This window comes from Paraburkholderia sp. OAS925, from assembly GCF_040543975.1.
Lineage (GTDB): Bacteria > Pseudomonadota > Gammaproteobacteria > Burkholderiales > Burkholderiaceae > Paraburkholderia > Paraburkholderia graminis.
In genome coordinates this window covers 351,221-367,568 of record NZ_JBEUNO010000002.1, presented here as the reverse complement: position 1 = coordinate 367,568, position 16,348 = coordinate 351,221, and the positions used below count along the sequence as shown (strand labels likewise).

The window sequence follows — 16,348 nt, the reverse complement described above, 5'->3', positions numbered from 1 at the left end:
GCGGGTGCCGTAAAACCGCAGTCGCTGCACGAGCGCGCAACACGAACTGACATCACCATGCTTGCGGGGGCAATATGGCTGTCGACCTCATGGGACAGTGGCGGTATCCGCTCAGGCGGTTGCGGCACAGTGTCGTGCTCCGGCTTCTCGCAGTCGTGATTCTGTTTAGTTGCGTGCTCACCTTGTTGTTGACCGCGCTGCAGATCGAGCGCGATTACAGCGCCGGTGTTGCGCTGATCGAGAACCGTCTCGCGGATATCGATAAAAGCTACCGCGATAGTCTCGGCGAGGCGCTGTGGCGGTTAGACGATGCGCAATTGCGGCTCGAACTGGGCGGCATTGTGCGTCTCGCGGACGTCAGCACGGCTCAGGTGCGTCAGTCCGGAAGCGGCACGGCGCCGCTGCTCGTGTCCGCCGGCAAGCCCGCAAGCGGACCCGCAATCACGCGCGAGTACCCGCTCGTCTATCGCGTGCTCGGCAAGGAACAACGCATCGGCACGCTGTATGTGCAGGCGACGTTGAACGATCTCTACGACGATCTCACGCACACGGCGCTGCTCATTCTCGTTACTCAGGCCGCCAATACCTTCCTCGTTTCTCTTTTCATCTTCTACGTACTCACGCGGCTCGTGACGCGTCATCTCGCGGTACTCGCGCATACTGTCGAGGACTACGATTTTCGGGAGCCCGCGCAGCCGTTGAAACTGAATCGGCGCGCGCCCCGCGAGCCCGACGAACTGGAACGCGTGGTGACGGCCTTTAATTCGATGGGCGCGCGCCTGCACCACGCCTATCTCGACGAGCGCGAAGCCGCCGCCGAGCGCGAAGCGCGTCGCTCGGCCGAGGCGGCGAATCGCGCGAAAGGGGAGTTCCTCGCCAACATGAGTCACGAATTGCGCACGCCGTTAAACGCCATTCTCGGCTACGCGCAGATCTTGCGGCGCGACGCAAGCCTGAGCGAGCACCATCGCGAAGGCGTCGGCGTGATTCAACGCAGCGGCGAACATCTGCTCGCACTGATTGGCGACGCGCTCGATTTCGCGCGGGTCGAAGCGGGCCGCTTGCGCATTGAGATGAATGACGTGCCGCTCGCCGGCACACTCGACGCAATTCGCGAGATCATTGAAGTGAAGATTGCGCAGAAGCACGTCGAGTTTATCTGGCGCGTTGCGCCCGATGTGCCCGATGCAGTACGCGCGGACGAACGGCGCTTGCGTCAGGTCCTGCTGAATCTGCTGGTCAACGCATTCAATTACACGGATCAGGGCAGCGTGAGCCTGTTGATCGAAATGAGCGCGGCGGGCAAGGTCTGCTTTGAAGTGCGCGATACGGGCATCGGCATGGATGCCGATCAGCTCCAGACTATCTTTGAGCCTTTCGAACAGATCATGCATACGGACCGTGGCGCGAGCGGCACGGGGCTTGGCCTCACGATCAGTCAGCAGCTGCTTCGCGCAATGGGCAGCGAGATTCATGTGCAAAGCCAGCCTGGCCGCGGCAGTCTGTTCTGGTTCGAACTCGACGCGGCGGCAGTCGTCGCGCCGCTCGCGGCGCCTGCCCGCACGGACGCGCGCATGGCGACGGGTTACAAAGGGCCGCGCCGCAAGGTCGTCGTGATCGACGACGTCGCGATGAACCGCGCGGTCATGGTCGAGTATCTCGGCCGGCTCGGCTTCCAGATCGTCGAGGCGACAGGCGGCCGGCAAGGACTTGCGAGGATCTTGAGCGAGCGTCCCGCGCTGATCGTCACCGACGTCGTGATGGCGGATATGGACGGACTCGAAGCGACCCGCCGATTGCGGCAGATTCAAGGCTTCGCGAACGTGCCGGTCATTGCGACATCGGCGAGTCCTTCCGGCGTGGGCGAACAACGCAGCCTCGCGGCCGGCGCGAATGCGTTTCTTTCGAAGCCGATCGACTTCGACAAACTGCTCGCGCAACTCGCGCGTTTGCTCGACCTCGAATGGACTTACACGCAGGCCAACGATCCTGCAGTGGCACTCGATGCACCCGCTGCACCGCTTGTCCCCGTGCCCGAAAAAGAACTTCAGCAATTGCATCTGCTCGCGCGCCGCGGCGATATGCAGGAAATCGCGCTGTGGGCCGAGCGCGTCGGCAGACATGCCCCGCATTACCACGCGTTCACCGCGCGGATTCTTTCTCTCGCGAAGGGCTATCAGTCGAAGACGCTGCTGCATCTTGTCGAAGAGCAACTCGAACGTCAGGCGGTAAGATGAGCGAGATGACTCTTCCTGGCGACGCTTCGCCCACTGTTCTGATCGCCGACGACAACCCCGCGAATCTCGCGGTCGTCGTCGAAAGCCTGGTCGCGCGCGGCTTCAAGGTACTGGTCGCGCTCGACGGTCCGGAGGCGATTCAGCGGGCGCAATTCTCGCAGCCCGATCTGATTCTGCTCGACGTGAGAATGCCGGGCATCGACGGTTTCGAAACTTGCCGGCGCCTGAAATCCGACGAGCGCACGCGCAATATCGCCGTGATCTTCATGACGTCGCTAACGGGCAGCGATGACATGGTCGAAGGCTTCTCCGCGGGCGGCGTCGATTACCTCACAAAACCCGTTCACGTCGATGAGATGATGGCGCGCATCAGCACGCACCTTGCGTTAAGAGGCATGCACCAGAAGCTGATTGCGCAGAACCGTCAATTGCAGGAAGAAGTATTCGTGCGCCAGCGGGCCGAAAGTGCATTGTCGCGCGTGCGCGACGGTCTCGAAGAAAGCGTCGCTCAGCGCACCGACGAACTCGCGCGGGCCAATGCAACGCTGCAAGCGCAGATCGAGGAGCGCAGACGCGCCGAAGCGCGGCTCGTTGCAAGCGAGTTCCGTTTTCGCACGATTGTCGAGACGAGCCCCGTGCCGCTTTGCATTACGTCGATGCCGGAAGGGCGCATTCTCTATACCAACAAGCCGTTGCGCGAACTATTCGGCGTCGACTACGTGACCACGCACATCACGAATATCGGCGAGCTTTATGCGGACACTGACGACCGCGACCGGCTGGTCGATCAACTGCGTCATGAAGGAAACTTTCGCAATACCGAGGTCAAGTTCAGGCGGCCGGACGGCACGATGTTCTGGGCGATCGCCACCGCGCGCGTCGCGACTTACGACGATGCGCCGGCTATCTTCGTCGGCCTTAACGACATCACGGAACGCAAACGCATCGAACAGGAACTGGTCGAGTCGCGCGAGCAATTGCGAGAACTTTCCGCCTATATGGAAGCGATTCGCGAGGAAGAGAGAAAGCGCATCGCGATGGAAATTCACGACGAATTGGGCCAGCTTCTCACTGCGCTAAAAATGGATGTGTCGTTGCTCAAGATGCGTCTTCCCGGCGATCAGGAAGTGGCGAGAAGAGCCGACGATATGCGTGAACTCGTTGAGAGAACCATCTGGATGGTGCGCAACGTCGCGAGTCATTTGCGGCCGGCCGCGCTCAATTACGGTATCGTGTCGGCGCTCGAATGGCTCGTCGACGATTTCGGGCGGCGCAGCGGACTCGCCTGCCAGTTCCGCCTGAACGGCAACGAGCCCATACTGTCCGATGCGCACGCAACCGCCATGTTCCGTATCGTGCAGGCTTCGCTGACCAACGTCGCGCGGCATGCCAGCGCGACGCGCGCGGACGTCACGCTCACGAGTACGCAGGCCGCGTTGGACCTGCATGTGAGCGACGACGGCTGCGGTTTCGATCAGGAGGCGGTGCGCCGCGATTATTCATACGGACTGCTCGGCATGAGCGAGCGGGCGCGTCTGATTGGCGGATCGTTGCTGATCGACAGCGCGCCGGGCACCGGCACTTCGGTTTCGATTCATATACCGCTTCAGGATGGGCTTCAGACATGATCAACCTTTTGATTGCCGACGATCACCCTTTGGTGCGCGGAGGTCTCAAGCAAATAATCGAAACGACGCCCGACATTGTGGTGGCCGGCGAAGCGGCGCAAGGCTCCGAAGTAATCGAAAAACTGCGCACCTGTCAGGTCGATTTGCTGTTGCTCGACATGACGATGCCCGGCATTAGCGGTGTCGATCTGATCCGGCGCGTGCGTGCCGAGCGTCCATCGCTGCCGATACTCGTGCTGAGCATCCATAACGAGGCACAAGTCGTCTCTCGCGCGCTGCGCGCGGGCGCAACCGGTTATGTGACGAAAGACAGCAACCCCGACGTGTTGCTCGCGGGGATTCGCAAGCTCGCCGAAGGCGGGCGCTTTATCGATCCGAAGCTCGTTGAGGGGATCGTGTTCGAAACCTATTCGGGCGATGCGCCGCCGCACGAAATTCTTTCCGATCGCGAGTTTCAGGTTCTGCAGATGCTCGCGCTCGGCAAGAGCCTGAATGACATCGCCGACGCGTTCGCGCTCAGCGCGAAGACGATCAGCACGCACAAGATGCGGCTCATGCAGAAGCTCGGCCTCGCCAATAACGCCGATCTGATTCGCTATGCGATCAGACACGGACTCGTCGCCGAGTAGGTCACGAACACGTAATTTTGACGCGTCAGGAAAACCTGAGCCTCAAAACAGGCATTCCTGAACCGACATTCCGCCGCCGCCGATGGAGGCGTTGCCACCGCCGACTTACGATGCATGATGGGAACCGGCGGAGGACCTAATGGCAGCGTCAGAGCGATCATTGCGTGACCTTATCGAGAAGTGGCTCGACGCAACAGGTGCCGCATCGGCACGCGTGCAGTTGCAACCGTCCCCGCGTCGTGGGATGAAGCGCTGCGTCTGCGTCGAGGCGCAACGCGAGGCCGGCGCACTCACGCTGTTTTTCTTTCGACACGGCGACGGCCTTTGGCACGTCTTTCCGCCTGACGAGCGGCCGGCCATGAGGATCGCCATGATGGCCGCCTAAACGGCAGTTTGCGCAACGGAGGCAGGATCATGACCCGACAGGAATGGGGTTTAGTGTCGCCGGAAGTACTGGCGCTGCGCATGTGGATGAGTGTGTGGTACGACCATGCAGTGGTGTCTGGTTTCATTCGCGCGCCCTTCGAACTGAACGACGCCGATGCAGAGCGGCTCGAAGGTTATTTCAGCCTCGGCCTTACGCCGCAAGAAGGCGCTGTCGTGTTCTTTTCCAAATCTCACTGATTCGCGCTTTAAACATTTCTCTCCCGCAGCAGTTTCGTTTAGCATCAGTGCCACTTTCATATGAAGAACAAGAGACATGGCACTTATCGCTCGCGACGTACTCGGCATTGCCGTACTGCTGCTCATCGCCTTTATCTTTTCGACCAATCGTCGCGCCATTCGCTTACGGACTGTAAGTAGCGCGTTGCTCGCGCAATTCTGCATTGGCGCATTCATTCTGTTCGTGCCGCTCGGCAAGACGATTCTCGCGGCCGCCGCGGCCGGCGTGAATAACGTGCTCGGCTACGGCAATGCCGGCATTGAATTCCTGTTCGGCGGACTCGTGCAGGCGAAGATGTTTCAGGTATTCGGCGACGGCGGCTTTGTGTTTGCGGTGCGCGTGCTGCCGGCCATCATCTTCGTGACGGCGCTCATTTCCGTTCTCTACTACCTCGGCGTGATGCGCTGGATCGTGATCGTACTCGGCACTGTCTTCCAGAAACTGCTTGGCGTGTCGAAGCTCGAATCGTTTTCCGCCGTCACCACGATCTTTCTCGGGCAAAGCGAAATGCCCGCGGTCGTCAAACCGTTCACGCGCGACATGACGGGTGCCGAACTATTCGCGGTGATGTCGAGCGGCATGGCCGCGGTCGCGGGCTCGGTGCTCGCAGGTTATGCGGGACTCGGCGTGCGAATCGAATATCTGCTCGCCGCGTCGTTCATGGCCGTGCCCGGCGGACTGCTGTTCGCCAAGATCATTCATCCGTCGACGGAACCGAGCCGCGTTCATCTCGACAACCTCAACTTCGACGAAAAGCGTCCCGCCAATGTGATCGAAGCGGCGAGCTCGGGCGCGACCGTGGGACTCAAAATCGCCGTGATGGTGGGCGCGATGCTGATCGCATTCGTCGGACTCATCGCATTGCTCAACGGCCTGGTGGGCGGCATAGGCGGCTGGTCTCGGCCACCCGGATCTGTCCATGCAATCCATCCTCGGCATGGTGTTCGCACCGCTCGCGTGGCTGATCGGCGTGCCGTGGAGCGAGGCCGCGATTGCCGGCAATTTTCTCGGGCAGAAGATCATTCTCAACGAGTTCGTTGCATACGCATCGTTGTCGCCCTATCTGAAGGATGCCGCGAGCGTGAGCGCAGCGGGCCTGCAGGCGCTCGATCCGCGTACGCTTGCTATTCTGTCGTTTGCGTTATGCGGCTTTGCGAACTTTGCGTCGATCGCGGTGCTGACGGGCGGATTTAGCGCCGTCGCGCCGGAACGACGCGCCGAAGTCGCGCGCTACGGCTTGCGTGTGGTGCTCGCGGCAACGCTCTCGAATCTGATGAGCGCGACCATCGCGGGCATGTTCATTACGCTCAATTGATTCGAGGACGTCTCGCATGAACATGGAACAACTGTTGGAGCGCGCGGGTGCCGCGCGAGAAAAGGCCTATGCGCCGTATTCGAAATTCAAGGTCGGCGCTGCGTTGCTGACGAAAGACGGCCGCGTATTCGACGGCTGCAATGTGGAGAACGCGTCGTATGGTTTGTGCAATTGCGCTGAACGTACCGCGTTTTTCAGCGCGATTGCAGCGGGCTACCAGCGCGACCAGTTTGCCGCGCTAGCCGTGATCGGCGACACCGATGGCCCGATTGCGCCCTGTGGTGCGTGCCGCCAGGTGATCATTGAACTCGGCGGCCCCGAGTTGCGCATTCGACTCGGCAACCTGCACGGCGCGACGCGTGACACGACCGCGCGCGAACAACTGCCGGACGCGTTCTATCTATGAGCAGGCACAAGGTGATTTACGACACCGACCCCGGTGTCGACGATGCGATGGCGCTCGTCTTCCAGGCGCTGCATCCGGATATCGAACTGCTCGGATTGACGAGCGTGTTCGGCAACGCGACGATCGAGACGACCACGCATAACGCGCGCTTTCTCGCGGGCCGCTTCGCGCCCGGCGTGCCGGTCGCGCGCGGCGCCGCGGCTCCGCTCAAACGCGCCGCGCCGCAGCCGCTCGCGTGGATTCATGGCGACAACGGGCTCGGCAACATCGTGCTGGGAGACTCGCCGGCTGCACCGCTCGACCCGCGGCCCGCGCACCGGTTCATTATCGACAGCGTGCGTGCGCATCCCGGCGAAGTCACGCTGCTGGCCGTCGGCCCGCTGACCAATCTCGCGCTCGCGCTCGCCGACGATCCGCAGATCGCGCCGCTCGTGAAGCAGGTAGTCGTGATGGGCGGCGCGTTCGGCACCGAGGGCGTGCTCGGCAACGTGACGCCCGCAGCCGAGGCCAACATTCTCGGCGATCCTGACGCCGCCGACATCGTGTTCGGCGCGCCGTGGCCTGTCGCCATTGTCGGGCTCGACGTCACGCAGCGCACCATCATGAGCCAGGAGTATCTTGCGTCGATCCGCGATCGCGGTGGCGCCGCGGGCCAGTTCATCTGGGACGTATCGCGGCACTACGAGGCGTTTCATCACCAAAGCGCGCAGTTAAAGGGCATTTATGTGCACGACTCGTCGGCGGTCGCGTATGTGCTGGCGCCGCATCTGTACACCACGCGCAGCGGTCCGGTGCGGGTGTTGACGGAAGGCATCGCCGTCGGCCAGACGATACTGAAGCCGTCCACGATGCCGGTGCCCGCGCCTGCGTGGGACTCGCGGCCCGCGTGCAAGGCATGCGTCGGCGTCGACGCGGCCGGCATGCTCGCGTTATACGAGAACACCGTCTGCGCGAAGCCGTGAGCATGTGCGCTTGTCCGGTGCATTGCGCCAATCTTTGCTACATTGCTTCGAGCGACGACATTCATTCGAGAGGCCAAAGATGCGAATTCTGGTTGTAGGCGCGGGCGCCGTGGGCGGCTACTTCGGCGGACGGCTCGCAGCGGCGGGACAGGACGTCACTTTTCTCGTGCGCGCGGGCCGGGCGGACAGGCTTCGGCGCGACGGACTGGTGATCAAAAGCGCGCGCGGCGATCTTACGCAGCGTGACGTGAAGACGATTCTGGCCGGCGTGAACGCCGAACCGTTCGATGTCGTGCTGCTGAGTTGCAAGGCATACAGTCTCGACGATGCAATCGATTCGTTTGCACCGCTCGTCGGCGAATCGACTGTGATTCTGCCGATGCTGAACGGCATGCGTCATATCGACGTGCTCACGCAACGATTCGGCGAAGCGCGCGTGCTCGGCGGCCAATGCGTGATTGCGGCCACGCTCAACGCCGATCAGCAGATCGTGCATCTGAACGACACGCATGCGGTCACGTTCGGCGAACTGGCGGGCGGCGTCTCCGAACGCGTGCAGGCGATTGCCGACGCGATGGCCGACGCGAACTTCGACGTCGTGGTCAGCGAGAACATCTTGCTGCGCATGTGGGAAAAGTGGGTGTTCCTTGCGACGCTCGCGGCGAGTACATGTTTGATGCGCGGTTCGATCGGCGAGATTCTTTCCGCACCGGACGGCAAGCGCGTGATCGAGAATCTGCTCGCCGAGGCCCGCGCCGTTGCGCAACATCACGGCTTTACGATGGCGCCGGATTTCGATGCGCGTGCCACGCAAATGCTTTTCACGCCGTCGCCGCTTACCGCTTCCATGTTGCGCGATGTAGAGAACCACTCGCACACCGAGGCCGATCATATTCTCGGCGATCTGATCGCGCGCGGCGGCGAAGCGCAAAAAAGCGAGCAGAGTTTGTCGTTGCTGCGCATCGCGTATAGCCATCTGAAGACGTATGAGGCGAGGCAAACGCGTACATCGTGACGTAGAGAATTTAAGCGGTGAGCGTGAGTGGTGAGTCGTACCCCATGACCGGAGGAGGTCAACATGCCGGCTCCAATCGGATCGGTGCCCGCGCTTAGCGCTGCGTCGGCGACTATCTTCTCGATCGGTATCGCGTTTCTCGGCTATTGGGGAATGTATGAGCCGACCGGCTGGCGGGTAGCGGACGTGATCGTGTTCATCCTCGCGCTACTCGGCTTCGGCTGCCTCGGGCTCGTACCGTGGATGGCAACGACGCCTGTCGAACCCGAAACGAGCGACGCGAAAATACGCATTGCGCGACATCTGTTTCTCGGCGGCGTAGCGGCGATCTGGCTTGCGGTGGCGGTGTCGGTCATCTTCTAAAACGCATTCGCGCGCAAGAAAATCGCGCGCCTCTATGCAACGAGGCGCGCGATTTTTCATTTATGTCGAAGCACGAACCGCTGCGCTCAGCGTTCGATCTGCCGGTTCCAGCGCGTGTCCCACTGCGCGCGATGCGCGTTGATCGTGTCCCAATCCACCACCGTCACCTTGCGCACGAGGTCTTCCAGATTGCCGAGGCTTTGCTGCATTGCCGGCGTCATCTTCGCGAGGCGGTTGGTCGGAATCTGCTTGCCCGCTTCGGCGGCTTTGGTCTGCGCCGGCGCGGACAGCAGGAATTGCGCGAGCTTTTGCGCAAGCTGCGGATCGGGGTTGTTGTTGACCACGCACAGATCGACGAGCAACAGCACCGGACCTTCCTTCGGATTCACGTAAGCGACCGGAATGCCCTTGTCGGAGAGATCGCCGACGGCAGTCGGCGTCAACGGAAAGAGACCTGCTTCGCCGGTCTGCACCATTTCCGAAATCTTCGCCGAGTTCGGCACGTATTCGACGACGTTCGGGCCCACCGTACTCGCCCATTTCGTGAAGCCGGGTTCGACGTTCTGCTCGCTGCCGCCCATCAAACGGTTGATCGCGAGAAAGCCGTGCAGGCCGAACGTGCTGCTCGACGCCGACTGGAACACCACCTTGCCCTTGTACTTCGGATCGGCGAAATCCATCCATGAAGTGGGCGGCGCCCAGCCTTTCTCGGCAAACAGCTTCTTGTTGTACGCAATGCCCGTCATGCCGAGTTGCACGCCCGCGCCCATGTCGTCCTTCATGCGCGCAAACGGATAGAGTTCCTTGAGCACCGGCGAATCGTCGAGCTTCTTGCATACGCCCATGCTCACGGCGCGCGCCATCACGCCGTCATCGAGAAACACCACATGAATTTGCGGACTCGCCTTGTTCGCGAGCAGTTTGGCGAGAATGTCCGACGACGTGCCCGGCACAACCACCACTTTCACATTGTTCGCTTTCTCGAAGTCGGGCAGTACCTGGCTCGTATAAGCCTTTTCCATCGGCCCGCCATTCATGCCGATGTAAATGGTCTTGGTCTGCGACCACGCAGGCGCTGCCGCGCCGAATGCACACAAGGCGGCGAGGGCCGCGATCGTTCGGAACAGTTTCATTGATGATCTCCAGGTTTCGTGAATGTGGTGTTCAAGCGTGGTTCTATGCGACGGATGACGCAGCAAGCTGCGCAAAGCGGCCAATCGAAAACGCGTCGAGAGGCGTGGCCGTGGCGCCGTCGATGACGAGATCGGCGAGCACTTCGCCGACACCGGGCGCGAGCAGAAAGCCGCCGCCCGAAAAACCGAATGCATGCAGAAGACGCGGCACCGCGCGGCTCGCTCCGATGATCGGATTATTGTCGGGCGTCTCGCCCTCCACGCCGCTCCATGTGCGGATCAGGAGCGCCTCGCGCAACGCGGGCAGCAGCGCGCACGCATCGCGCATTACGGCCCGCGTGGTTTCCGTCGACGGCCGGCCATATTCGCCGTCGCCACTGCCGCGTCCGCCGCCGATCACGCAATTGCCGCGCGCCACTTGCCGCGCGTAGATGCCGCCGCCATACACGCCGAGGTTGTGCGTGATGAAAAGCGGCAATGGCTCGGTGACCCACATGTTCGGATAGATCGGCTTCATCGGCGCTCTTTCGCCGAAGCAGCCCGCGACTGTATTCGCCCACGCGCCCGCGCAATTGATCAGCCAGTCCGCGCTGATTTCGTTATTGCCGGCGCGCATCTGAAAGCGTCGGCCGTCGTGACGAATGTCGCCCAGTTCGGTTTGCTCGCGCACGTCGGCGCCCGCGGCACGCGCGGCGCGCGCGAACGCGGGCGAGACGAGACGCGGATTCGCATGACCGTCGCTCGCGCACAGCGAGCCGCCAATCGCCGCTTCGCCAAGCCACGGATAACGCCGTCGAAACGACTCGCCGCTTAGCAACTGCGCATGCAGTCCGTATTCGCGCGCCATGCCGGCCCATTGCTCGAGCGCGGCGAGATCGCTTTCGCTGCGCGCAAGCCGCAAATGTCCCGACACGGTGAATTCGCCGTCGATGCCGATCAATTCCGGCAAGCGGTCCCACACGCGCCGCGCGCGCATCGCGAGCGGCATCTGTTCGACGGGACGGCCCTGGCAACGCACGCCGCCGTAGTTCACGCCGCTCGCCTGCGCGCCGCAAAAACGCCGCTCGATTAGAGCCACGCGCAAGCCGCGTTTCGCAAGCGCCAATGCCGCCGACGAACCGACGAGTCCGCCGCCTGCAATCGCGACGTCGTAGTGGACGGCGTCACTCATCGCGCGCCTCCTCGGGAATCTCCGCGACGTCGTCCGCATAGAGCGCGGGCGACAGCGGAATCGGCTTGACCGGCGGCTGGCTGCGCAGACGGCCAACCGCTTCGAGCGGCCGGCCGGTTTCCTCGGCGAGCAGTTGAAGCGCCGCCTCGCCGCACATGCGGCCCTGGCAACGTCCCATGCCGACGCGAGTGAGCGCCTTCAGCCGATTGATCTCGCTCGCCTCGCCGCCGCGGATACAGTGCCTCAAGGTGCCCGCGTCGATTTCTTCGCAGCGGCACACCGTCATATCGTCGGGCCACTGCGCCGCGCAGTTCGCGGGCGGCGCGAAAGCTGTTTCGATGCCCGCGCGAAACACGGCGATACGTTGCAGGCCGCGTTCGAGCGATGCGGCATCGGCCATGCCGGGTCCGCGCGGATGCGCGATGCCGAGGTCGTCGAGCAAGGCTAACGCGGCGCGGCGTCCGGCGAGCTCGGCGGCGTCGGCGCCCGCGATGCCCGCGCCGTCGCCGGCCAGATAGATGCCGCGCACGGAGCTGCGTCCGGCGGATTCGAGTTCGGGCAGCCAGCAGCGATTGAGCGCGTCGAAGCGGAAGCGGCAGCCCGCGAGATCCGCAAGCTGCGTTTCGGGCTTCAGGCCGAAACTGACGCCGACCGCATCGCATTGTATTGATTCGGATGGCGAACTAACAGAAGAGCCGCGCCATTCAATCGACTCGACATTCAGTGCCCCGCGAATGCCGACCAACTGCACGCCGCGCTCGATGCGTATCCCGTGTGCCTTCAACCAACCCACGTAATACAGACCCTTTGCGAACGTCGACGGAACGCGGATGAGTTTCGGCGCGGCTGCGATCTGCCGCGAGAAAGGGCTTGTGTCGAGCACGGCGGCCACCTGCGCGCCGGCCTTTGCATACTGATAAGCGACGAGATACAGCAACGGTCCCGTGCCCGCCAGCACCACACGTCGGCCGATTACACAGCCTTGCGCCTTCAACGCGACCTGCGCCGCGCCGAGCGTGTAGACGCCGGGCAACGTCCAGCCAGGAAGCGGCAGAACGCGGTCGGTCGCGCCGCTTGCAATGATCAAATGCGAGAACGGCACGCTGACTTCGCGCCCCGCGGCGAGCGTATCGAGGCGGCCCGCTTCGCAAGCCCATGCCAGTGTGTCCGGGCGATAGTCGATGTGCGGCAGCAGCGCGGCCATCGTCGTATGCAACGCATCGGCCTTGTGCGCCTCGAAACCGTACAGTGTTTTTTTCGAGCGCTCGAAGCCGCCGTTGCCGGGCGGCTGGCGATAAATCTGTCCGCCCCAACGCGCGTTTTCGTCGATTACGATAGGGCGCACGCCTGCCGCGACCAGCGTTTCGGCGGCGCGCACGCCGGCCGGTCCCGCGCCGACAATCACCACGCGGCGAGCGTCGTTCATGGCGCGTCTCCGCTGATTGCGGCATCCGCCGAACGGTTGCGTGTGAGCACTCGCATGCCGTCCGTGACGAGCGTCGAACAGGCGCGCACGCGCTTGCCTTCCTCGGTGCGCATCCAGCAGTCCTGGCATGCGCCGATCAGACAGAAGCCCGCGCGCGGCGCGCCGCTGAATTCGCTGTCGCGCACGCGGCGCTGTTGCATCAGCACGGCGGTCAGCAACGTATCGCCTTGCAGCGCGGAGACTTCATCGCCGTCGATATAAAAGCGCAGCGGTTCGCGCCGCGTTTCGGCCACGCGCACGAATTGCGGCTCGCGCGCGGACGTTGAAGGGTGAGATGACGGCAAGTTGGACGGCATGAGAGCGTGAGCGGAAGAAGACATCAGTGCTGGCCGATCAGAATGCGATTGAGCCCATACACGCGATCGAGCAGCAGCATCGCGCCCGCGGTAATGAAGATCACGAGCGCGGACACGGAGGCCATCATCGGGTCGATGGACTCGGTCGCGTACATGTACATGCGCACCGGCAGCGTGACCGTTTGCGGCGAGGTGACGAAGATCGACATCGTCAGTTCGTCGAAGCTGTTGATGAACGCAAGCAGCCAGCCGCCGGTGATGCCAGGCAGAATCATCGGCAGCGTAATGCGGCGGAACGTGGTCCACGGGTCTGCGCCGAGCGAATGCGCGGCGTGCTCGACGCTGCGATCCAGACCGCTGACCGAGGCGAGCACGAGCCGCATCACGAACGGCGTGATGATGATCATGTGCGCGACGATCAGCCACGTGAACGAGCCGGTCGCACCGATCATCGCGAAGAAGCGCAGCAACGCGATGCCGAGCACGAGGCCGGGAATCACGAGCGGCGAGAGCAGCAAGCCATTCAGAAAAGCGCGGCCCGGAAAGCGCGCGCGGCCGATCGCGAGCGCGGCGGGCAGCGCGACGATCAGCGAGAGCGTCGCCGATGCAAACGCGAGCTTCAGGCTATTGACGAATGCCGCGATGAAATCGGGGTAATTGAGGATCGCGCGAAACCAGCGCAGCGACACGCCGTGCGTCGGCAACGTGAGCGTTTCGTCGGGCGTGAACGCAACCAGCACCACGATCACGAGCGGCGCGAGCACGAACGCAATGACGAGCGTGTGGAAAATCAGCGCAACAGGACCGTTCTTTCTCATGATGTTCTCGCGCAGCCGTTGTACGTTGTATCAACCGAGGCTTCTGGTGTACCTGCGTTCCAGAACCCGGTAGTAAGTGAGCATCACGATCAGGTTCGCGACCAGCAACAGCAGCGCGATGGTCGCGCCGAGCGGCCAGTTCAGCGAGCCGAGGAATTCGTCGTAGACGGCGGTCGCAGCCACCTTCAGACGACGTCCGCCGAGCAAGCCCGGAATCGCAAATGCGCTTGCCGACAAACCGAACACCATCAGGCTGCCCGACAGAATGCCCGGCGTGAGTTGCGGCAACACGATGCGGCGCAGGGTGGTCGCGGGCGACGCCATCAACGACAGCGCGGCGTTTTCCGTTTGCGGATCGAGCTTTTGCAAGGCGGTCCACACGGGAATCACCATGAACGGCAGCATCACGTGCACAAGTGCGATGACAATCGCGAACGTCGTGTATTCGAGCTTGTACGGTCCAAGGCCGATCAGAGCGAACGCCTGGTTCACGAGACCGCTGCTGTTGAGCAACATGCTCCAGCCGAACGCGCGCACTACAACAGAGACGAGCAGCGGCGCGAGAATCACCAGCAGAAACATCGAGCGATACGGATCGCGCATGCGCGACAGCACGTAAGCCTCGGGCGTGCCGATCACGACGCATAGCAGCGTGACGAGAAACGCAATGCCGAACGTGCGCAGAAAGATCGTGTGAAAGTACGACGAGCCGAGTACTTCCGCGTAATTGCCGAACTGGAATGCGGCGATCGGGCCACTCGCCGGATCGAAGCGATAGAAGCTCAGCACCAGTGTCATCAGAAGCGGCACCAGCACGAGCGCGACGAACAGCAGGAATGCGGGCAGGCACATCAGCCAGAGCGGCACGAATGCGCGCCACGGCGCGCGCCTTCCGCTTGCGGATTCCGTCTTGCCGTCTTCCGTTGCGGGCAGCGTGCTATCCATGCTGCGCATCCCGTTGAATAAAGCGGATCGCTTCGCTGTTCCAGTCGACGCCGACCGCCGCGCCTTCGGGCAGCGGCTCGTTGCCTTCGTTCTGGCAACACACGAGCACTTCTCCGAGCCGGCTGTCCAGCCGGTAAAGCCACTGGCTGCCGAGGAAGAAGCGGCTCGTCACGGTGGCGCTTACACGTCCCGCATCCGGCGCGCACAGGCGCAGTTTTTCCGGGCGAATGCACAGCGTCACGGCGTCGCCTGGGGCGATTACACGCTCGCGCGCCGGCAGTTGCTCGGTGCGTCCGGTTTCGCACAGATCGTGTCCGAGGTCGATGCGGATCGCGTCGCCGTCGCGCGCGATCACCGTGCCGGACAGCATGTTCGCCTTGCCGATGAACTGCGAGACGAAGCGATTCTCGGGCCGCTCGTAGGCTTCATACGGCGTATCGATCTGCGTGATGCGGCCCGCTTCCATCACGACCACGCGGTCGCTGATCGACAGCGCTTCGGACTGATCGTGCGTGACCATGATCGTCGTCGTGCCGATTTTGCGTTGAATGCCGCGCAGTTCGAACTGCATGTCCTCGCGCAGCTTGGCGTCGAGATTCGACATCGGTTCATCGAGCAGCAGCACCGGCGGCGCGATGACGATGGCGCGCGCAATCGCCACGCGTTGCCGCTGACCGCCGGACAATTCACGCGGAAAACGATGCGCTAGCTGATCGAGCCGCACGAGCGACAGCGCTTCGCGCACGCGCTCCTTGCGCTCCGCCCTGTCGACGTTGCGCATTTCGAGCCCGAAGCCGACGTTGTCCGCGACGCTCATATGCGGGAACAGCGCGTAGCTTTGAAACACCACGCCGAGGCCGCGCTTGTTCGGCTTCATATGCGTGATGTCGCGACCGTCGAGCGTGATGCGTCCGCGTGTCGTTTCGAGGAAGCCGGCGATCATCTGCAACGTGGTCGTCTTTCCGCAACCGGACGGCCCGAGCAGCGAAACGAACTCGCCTTTTTCCACCGACAGATTGACGTCCGCGACCGCCTGAAGCTCGCCGAACGATTTGCCGACGTCTGTGAGTGTGAGGAAAGACATGGGTGTGGCCTTTGAATGCCTCGATGGAGCCGACTCTAGCCAGCCAAATTACCGGGCGTCAATTGCGAATTCCGATTGACGATATAAGTTTTGGAAAAATTCCGGTAAGCGGAATAGCGGCGATGGAATCGAGCCAAATCGTTCCGCTGCGTGAGCTTGGGAGAATCCCTACATTTCCACGTTAACGTACAACACG

The 16,348-nt window shown here is 62.5% G+C and carries 15 protein-coding genes and 1 pseudogene; 9 read left to right on the top strand and 7 right to left on the bottom strand.

Features of this window, described 5'->3' with window-relative positions:
- Nucleotides 1-74 precede the first annotated feature (74 nt).
- The 9 genes and pseudogenes from ABIE53_RS20410 to ABIE53_RS20370 all read left to right on the top strand — a co-directional run bounded on the left by ABIE53_RS20410 (nucleotide 75) and on the right by ABIE53_RS20370 (nucleotide 9,219).
- Complete coding sequence (locus ABIE53_RS20410) at nucleotides 75-2,237, top strand: hybrid sensor histidine kinase/response regulator (RefSeq protein ID WP_192699738.1); 2,163 nt, start codon at nucleotides 75-77, stop codon at nucleotides 2,235-2,237.
- Entirely contained in the window at nucleotides 2,234-3,865 is a 1,632-nt protein-coding gene (locus ABIE53_RS20405) for a hybrid sensor histidine kinase/response regulator (RefSeq protein ID WP_006049518.1), read from the top strand. Before ABIE53_RS20410 ends, ABIE53_RS20405 begins: the two co-directional genes overlap by 4 nt.
- Nucleotides 3,862-4,494: a response regulator gene (locus ABIE53_RS20400; RefSeq protein ID WP_029966706.1), complete on the top strand. Its 633-nt coding sequence runs from the start codon at nucleotides 3,862-3,864 to the stop codon at nucleotides 4,492-4,494. The genes ABIE53_RS20405 and ABIE53_RS20400 overlap by 4 nt, the downstream gene beginning before the upstream one ends.
- 414 nt (nucleotides 4,495-4,908) lie before the next feature.
- Nucleotides 4,909-5,118 (top strand): hypothetical protein, encoded by a 210-nt coding sequence (locus ABIE53_RS20395; RefSeq protein ID WP_006049515.1) that lies wholly within the window; start codon nucleotides 4,909-4,911, stop codon nucleotides 5,116-5,118.
- Nucleotides 5,119-5,194: 76 nt separating this feature from the next.
- Nucleotides 5,195-6,473, top strand: a pseudogene (locus ABIE53_RS20390) (NupC/NupG family nucleoside CNT transporter).
- Nucleotides 6,469-6,879, top strand: coding sequence for a cytidine deaminase (locus tag ABIE53_RS20385; protein ID WP_482811981.1), 411 nt, complete (start codon nucleotides 6,469-6,471; stop codon nucleotides 6,877-6,879). The pseudogene ABIE53_RS20390 and the gene ABIE53_RS20385 overlap by 5 nt, the downstream one beginning before the upstream one ends.
- The gene (locus tag ABIE53_RS20380; RefSeq protein WP_192699739.1) at nucleotides 6,876-7,841 is read left to right on the top strand and encodes a nucleoside hydrolase; all 966 of its coding nucleotides are present in this window, start codon (nucleotides 6,876-6,878) and stop codon (nucleotides 7,839-7,841) included. The genes ABIE53_RS20385 and ABIE53_RS20380 overlap by 4 nt, the downstream gene beginning before the upstream one ends.
- A gap of 79 nt (nucleotides 7,842-7,920) precedes the next feature.
- Entirely contained in the window at nucleotides 7,921-8,856 is a 936-nt protein-coding gene (gene panE / locus ABIE53_RS20375; RefSeq protein ID WP_053860028.1) for a 2-dehydropantoate 2-reductase, read from the top strand.
- A gap of 63 nt (nucleotides 8,857-8,919) precedes the next feature.
- Nucleotides 8,920-9,219, top strand: a complete 300-nt coding sequence (locus ABIE53_RS20370) for a hypothetical protein (protein WP_006049509.1) — start codon at nucleotides 8,920-8,922, stop codon at nucleotides 9,217-9,219.
- Nucleotides 9,220-9,305: 86 nt separating this feature from the next.
- Here the strand turns inward: ABIE53_RS20370 and ABIE53_RS20365 are convergent, their stop codons facing one another.
- The 7 genes from ABIE53_RS20365 to ABIE53_RS20335 are packed head-to-tail and all read right to left on the bottom strand — an operon-like array spanning nucleotide 9,306 to nucleotide 16,152.
- Nucleotides 9,306-10,352, bottom strand: a complete 1,047-nt coding sequence (locus ABIE53_RS20365) for an ABC transporter substrate-binding protein (RefSeq protein WP_006049508.1) — start codon at nucleotides 10,350-10,352, stop codon at nucleotides 9,306-9,308.
- Nucleotides 10,353-10,395: 43 nt separating this feature from the next.
- Nucleotides 10,396-11,523 (bottom strand): NAD(P)/FAD-dependent oxidoreductase, encoded by a 1,128-nt coding sequence (locus tag ABIE53_RS20360; protein WP_192699740.1) that lies wholly within the window; start codon nucleotides 11,521-11,523, stop codon nucleotides 10,396-10,398.
- Nucleotides 11,516-12,949: an NAD(P)/FAD-dependent oxidoreductase gene (locus ABIE53_RS20355; protein WP_192699741.1), complete on the bottom strand. Its 1,434-nt coding sequence runs from the start codon at nucleotides 12,947-12,949 to the stop codon at nucleotides 11,516-11,518. The genes ABIE53_RS20360 and ABIE53_RS20355 overlap by 8 nt, the downstream gene beginning before the upstream one ends.
- Entirely contained in the window at nucleotides 12,946-13,305 is a 360-nt protein-coding gene (locus tag ABIE53_RS20350; protein ID WP_044021109.1) for a (2Fe-2S)-binding protein, read from the bottom strand. The genes ABIE53_RS20355 and ABIE53_RS20350 overlap by 4 nt, the downstream gene beginning before the upstream one ends.
- 23 nt (nucleotides 13,306-13,328) lie before the next feature.
- Nucleotides 13,329-14,123: an ABC transporter permease gene (locus tag ABIE53_RS20345; protein WP_029966695.1), complete on the bottom strand. Its 795-nt coding sequence runs from the start codon at nucleotides 14,121-14,123 to the stop codon at nucleotides 13,329-13,331.
- A gap of 30 nt (nucleotides 14,124-14,153) precedes the next feature.
- A complete protein-coding gene (locus ABIE53_RS20340) occupies nucleotides 14,154-15,068 on the bottom strand; it encodes an ABC transporter permease (protein ID WP_192699742.1) in 915 nt (304 codons plus the stop codon).
- A complete protein-coding gene (locus ABIE53_RS20335; protein WP_192699743.1) occupies nucleotides 15,061-16,152 on the bottom strand; it encodes an ABC transporter ATP-binding protein in 1,092 nt (363 codons plus the stop codon). Before ABIE53_RS20335 ends, ABIE53_RS20340 begins: the two co-directional genes overlap by 8 nt.
- Nucleotides 16,153-16,348: the final 196 nt, after the last annotated feature.

Bases quoted from the DNA above. Each gene is read 5' to 3' on its own strand.
- ABIE53_RS20410 (WP_192699738.1), top strand. From the start codon at position 75: ATGGCTGTCGACCTCATGGGACAGTGGCGGTATCCGCTCAGGCGGTTG.
- ABIE53_RS20405 (WP_006049518.1), top strand. From the start codon at position 2,234: ATGAGCGAGATGACTCTTCCTGGCGACGCTTCGCCCACTGTTCTGATC.
- ABIE53_RS20400 (WP_029966706.1), top strand. From the start codon at position 3,862: ATGATCAACCTTTTGATTGCCGACGATCACCCTTTGGTGCGCGGAGGT.
- ABIE53_RS20395 (WP_006049515.1), top strand. From the start codon at position 4,909: ATGACCCGACAGGAATGGGGTTTAGTGTCGCCGGAAGTACTGGCGCTG.
- ABIE53_RS20380 (WP_192699739.1), top strand. From the start codon at position 6,876: ATGAGCAGGCACAAGGTGATTTACGACACCGACCCCGGTGTCGACGAT.
- panE (WP_053860028.1), top strand. From the start codon at position 7,921: ATGCGAATTCTGGTTGTAGGCGCGGGCGCCGTGGGCGGCTACTTCGGC.
- ABIE53_RS20370 (WP_006049509.1), top strand. From the start codon at position 8,920: ATGCCGGCTCCAATCGGATCGGTGCCCGCGCTTAGCGCTGCGTCGGCG.
- ABIE53_RS20365 (WP_006049508.1), bottom strand. From the start codon at position 10,352: ATGAAACTGTTCCGAACGATCGCGGCCCTCGCCGCCTTGTGTGCATTC.
- ABIE53_RS20360 (WP_192699740.1), bottom strand. From the start codon at position 11,523: ATGAGTGACGCCGTCCACTACGACGTCGCGATTGCAGGCGGCGGACTC.
- ABIE53_RS20355 (WP_192699741.1), bottom strand. From the start codon at position 12,949: ATGAACGACGCTCGCCGCGTGGTGATTGTCGGCGCGGGACCGGCCGGC.
- ABIE53_RS20350 (WP_044021109.1), bottom strand. From the start codon at position 13,305: ATGCCGTCCAACTTGCCGTCATCTCACCCTTCAACGTCCGCGCGCGAG.
- ABIE53_RS20345 (WP_029966695.1), bottom strand. From the start codon at position 14,123: ATGAGAAAGAACGGTCCTGTTGCGCTGATTTTCCACACGCTCGTCATT.
- ABIE53_RS20340 (WP_192699742.1), bottom strand. From the start codon at position 15,068: ATGGATAGCACGCTGCCCGCAACGGAAGACGGCAAGACGGAATCCGCA.
- ABIE53_RS20335 (WP_192699743.1), bottom strand. From the start codon at position 16,152: ATGTCTTTCCTCACACTCACAGACGTCGGCAAATCGTTCGGCGAGCTT.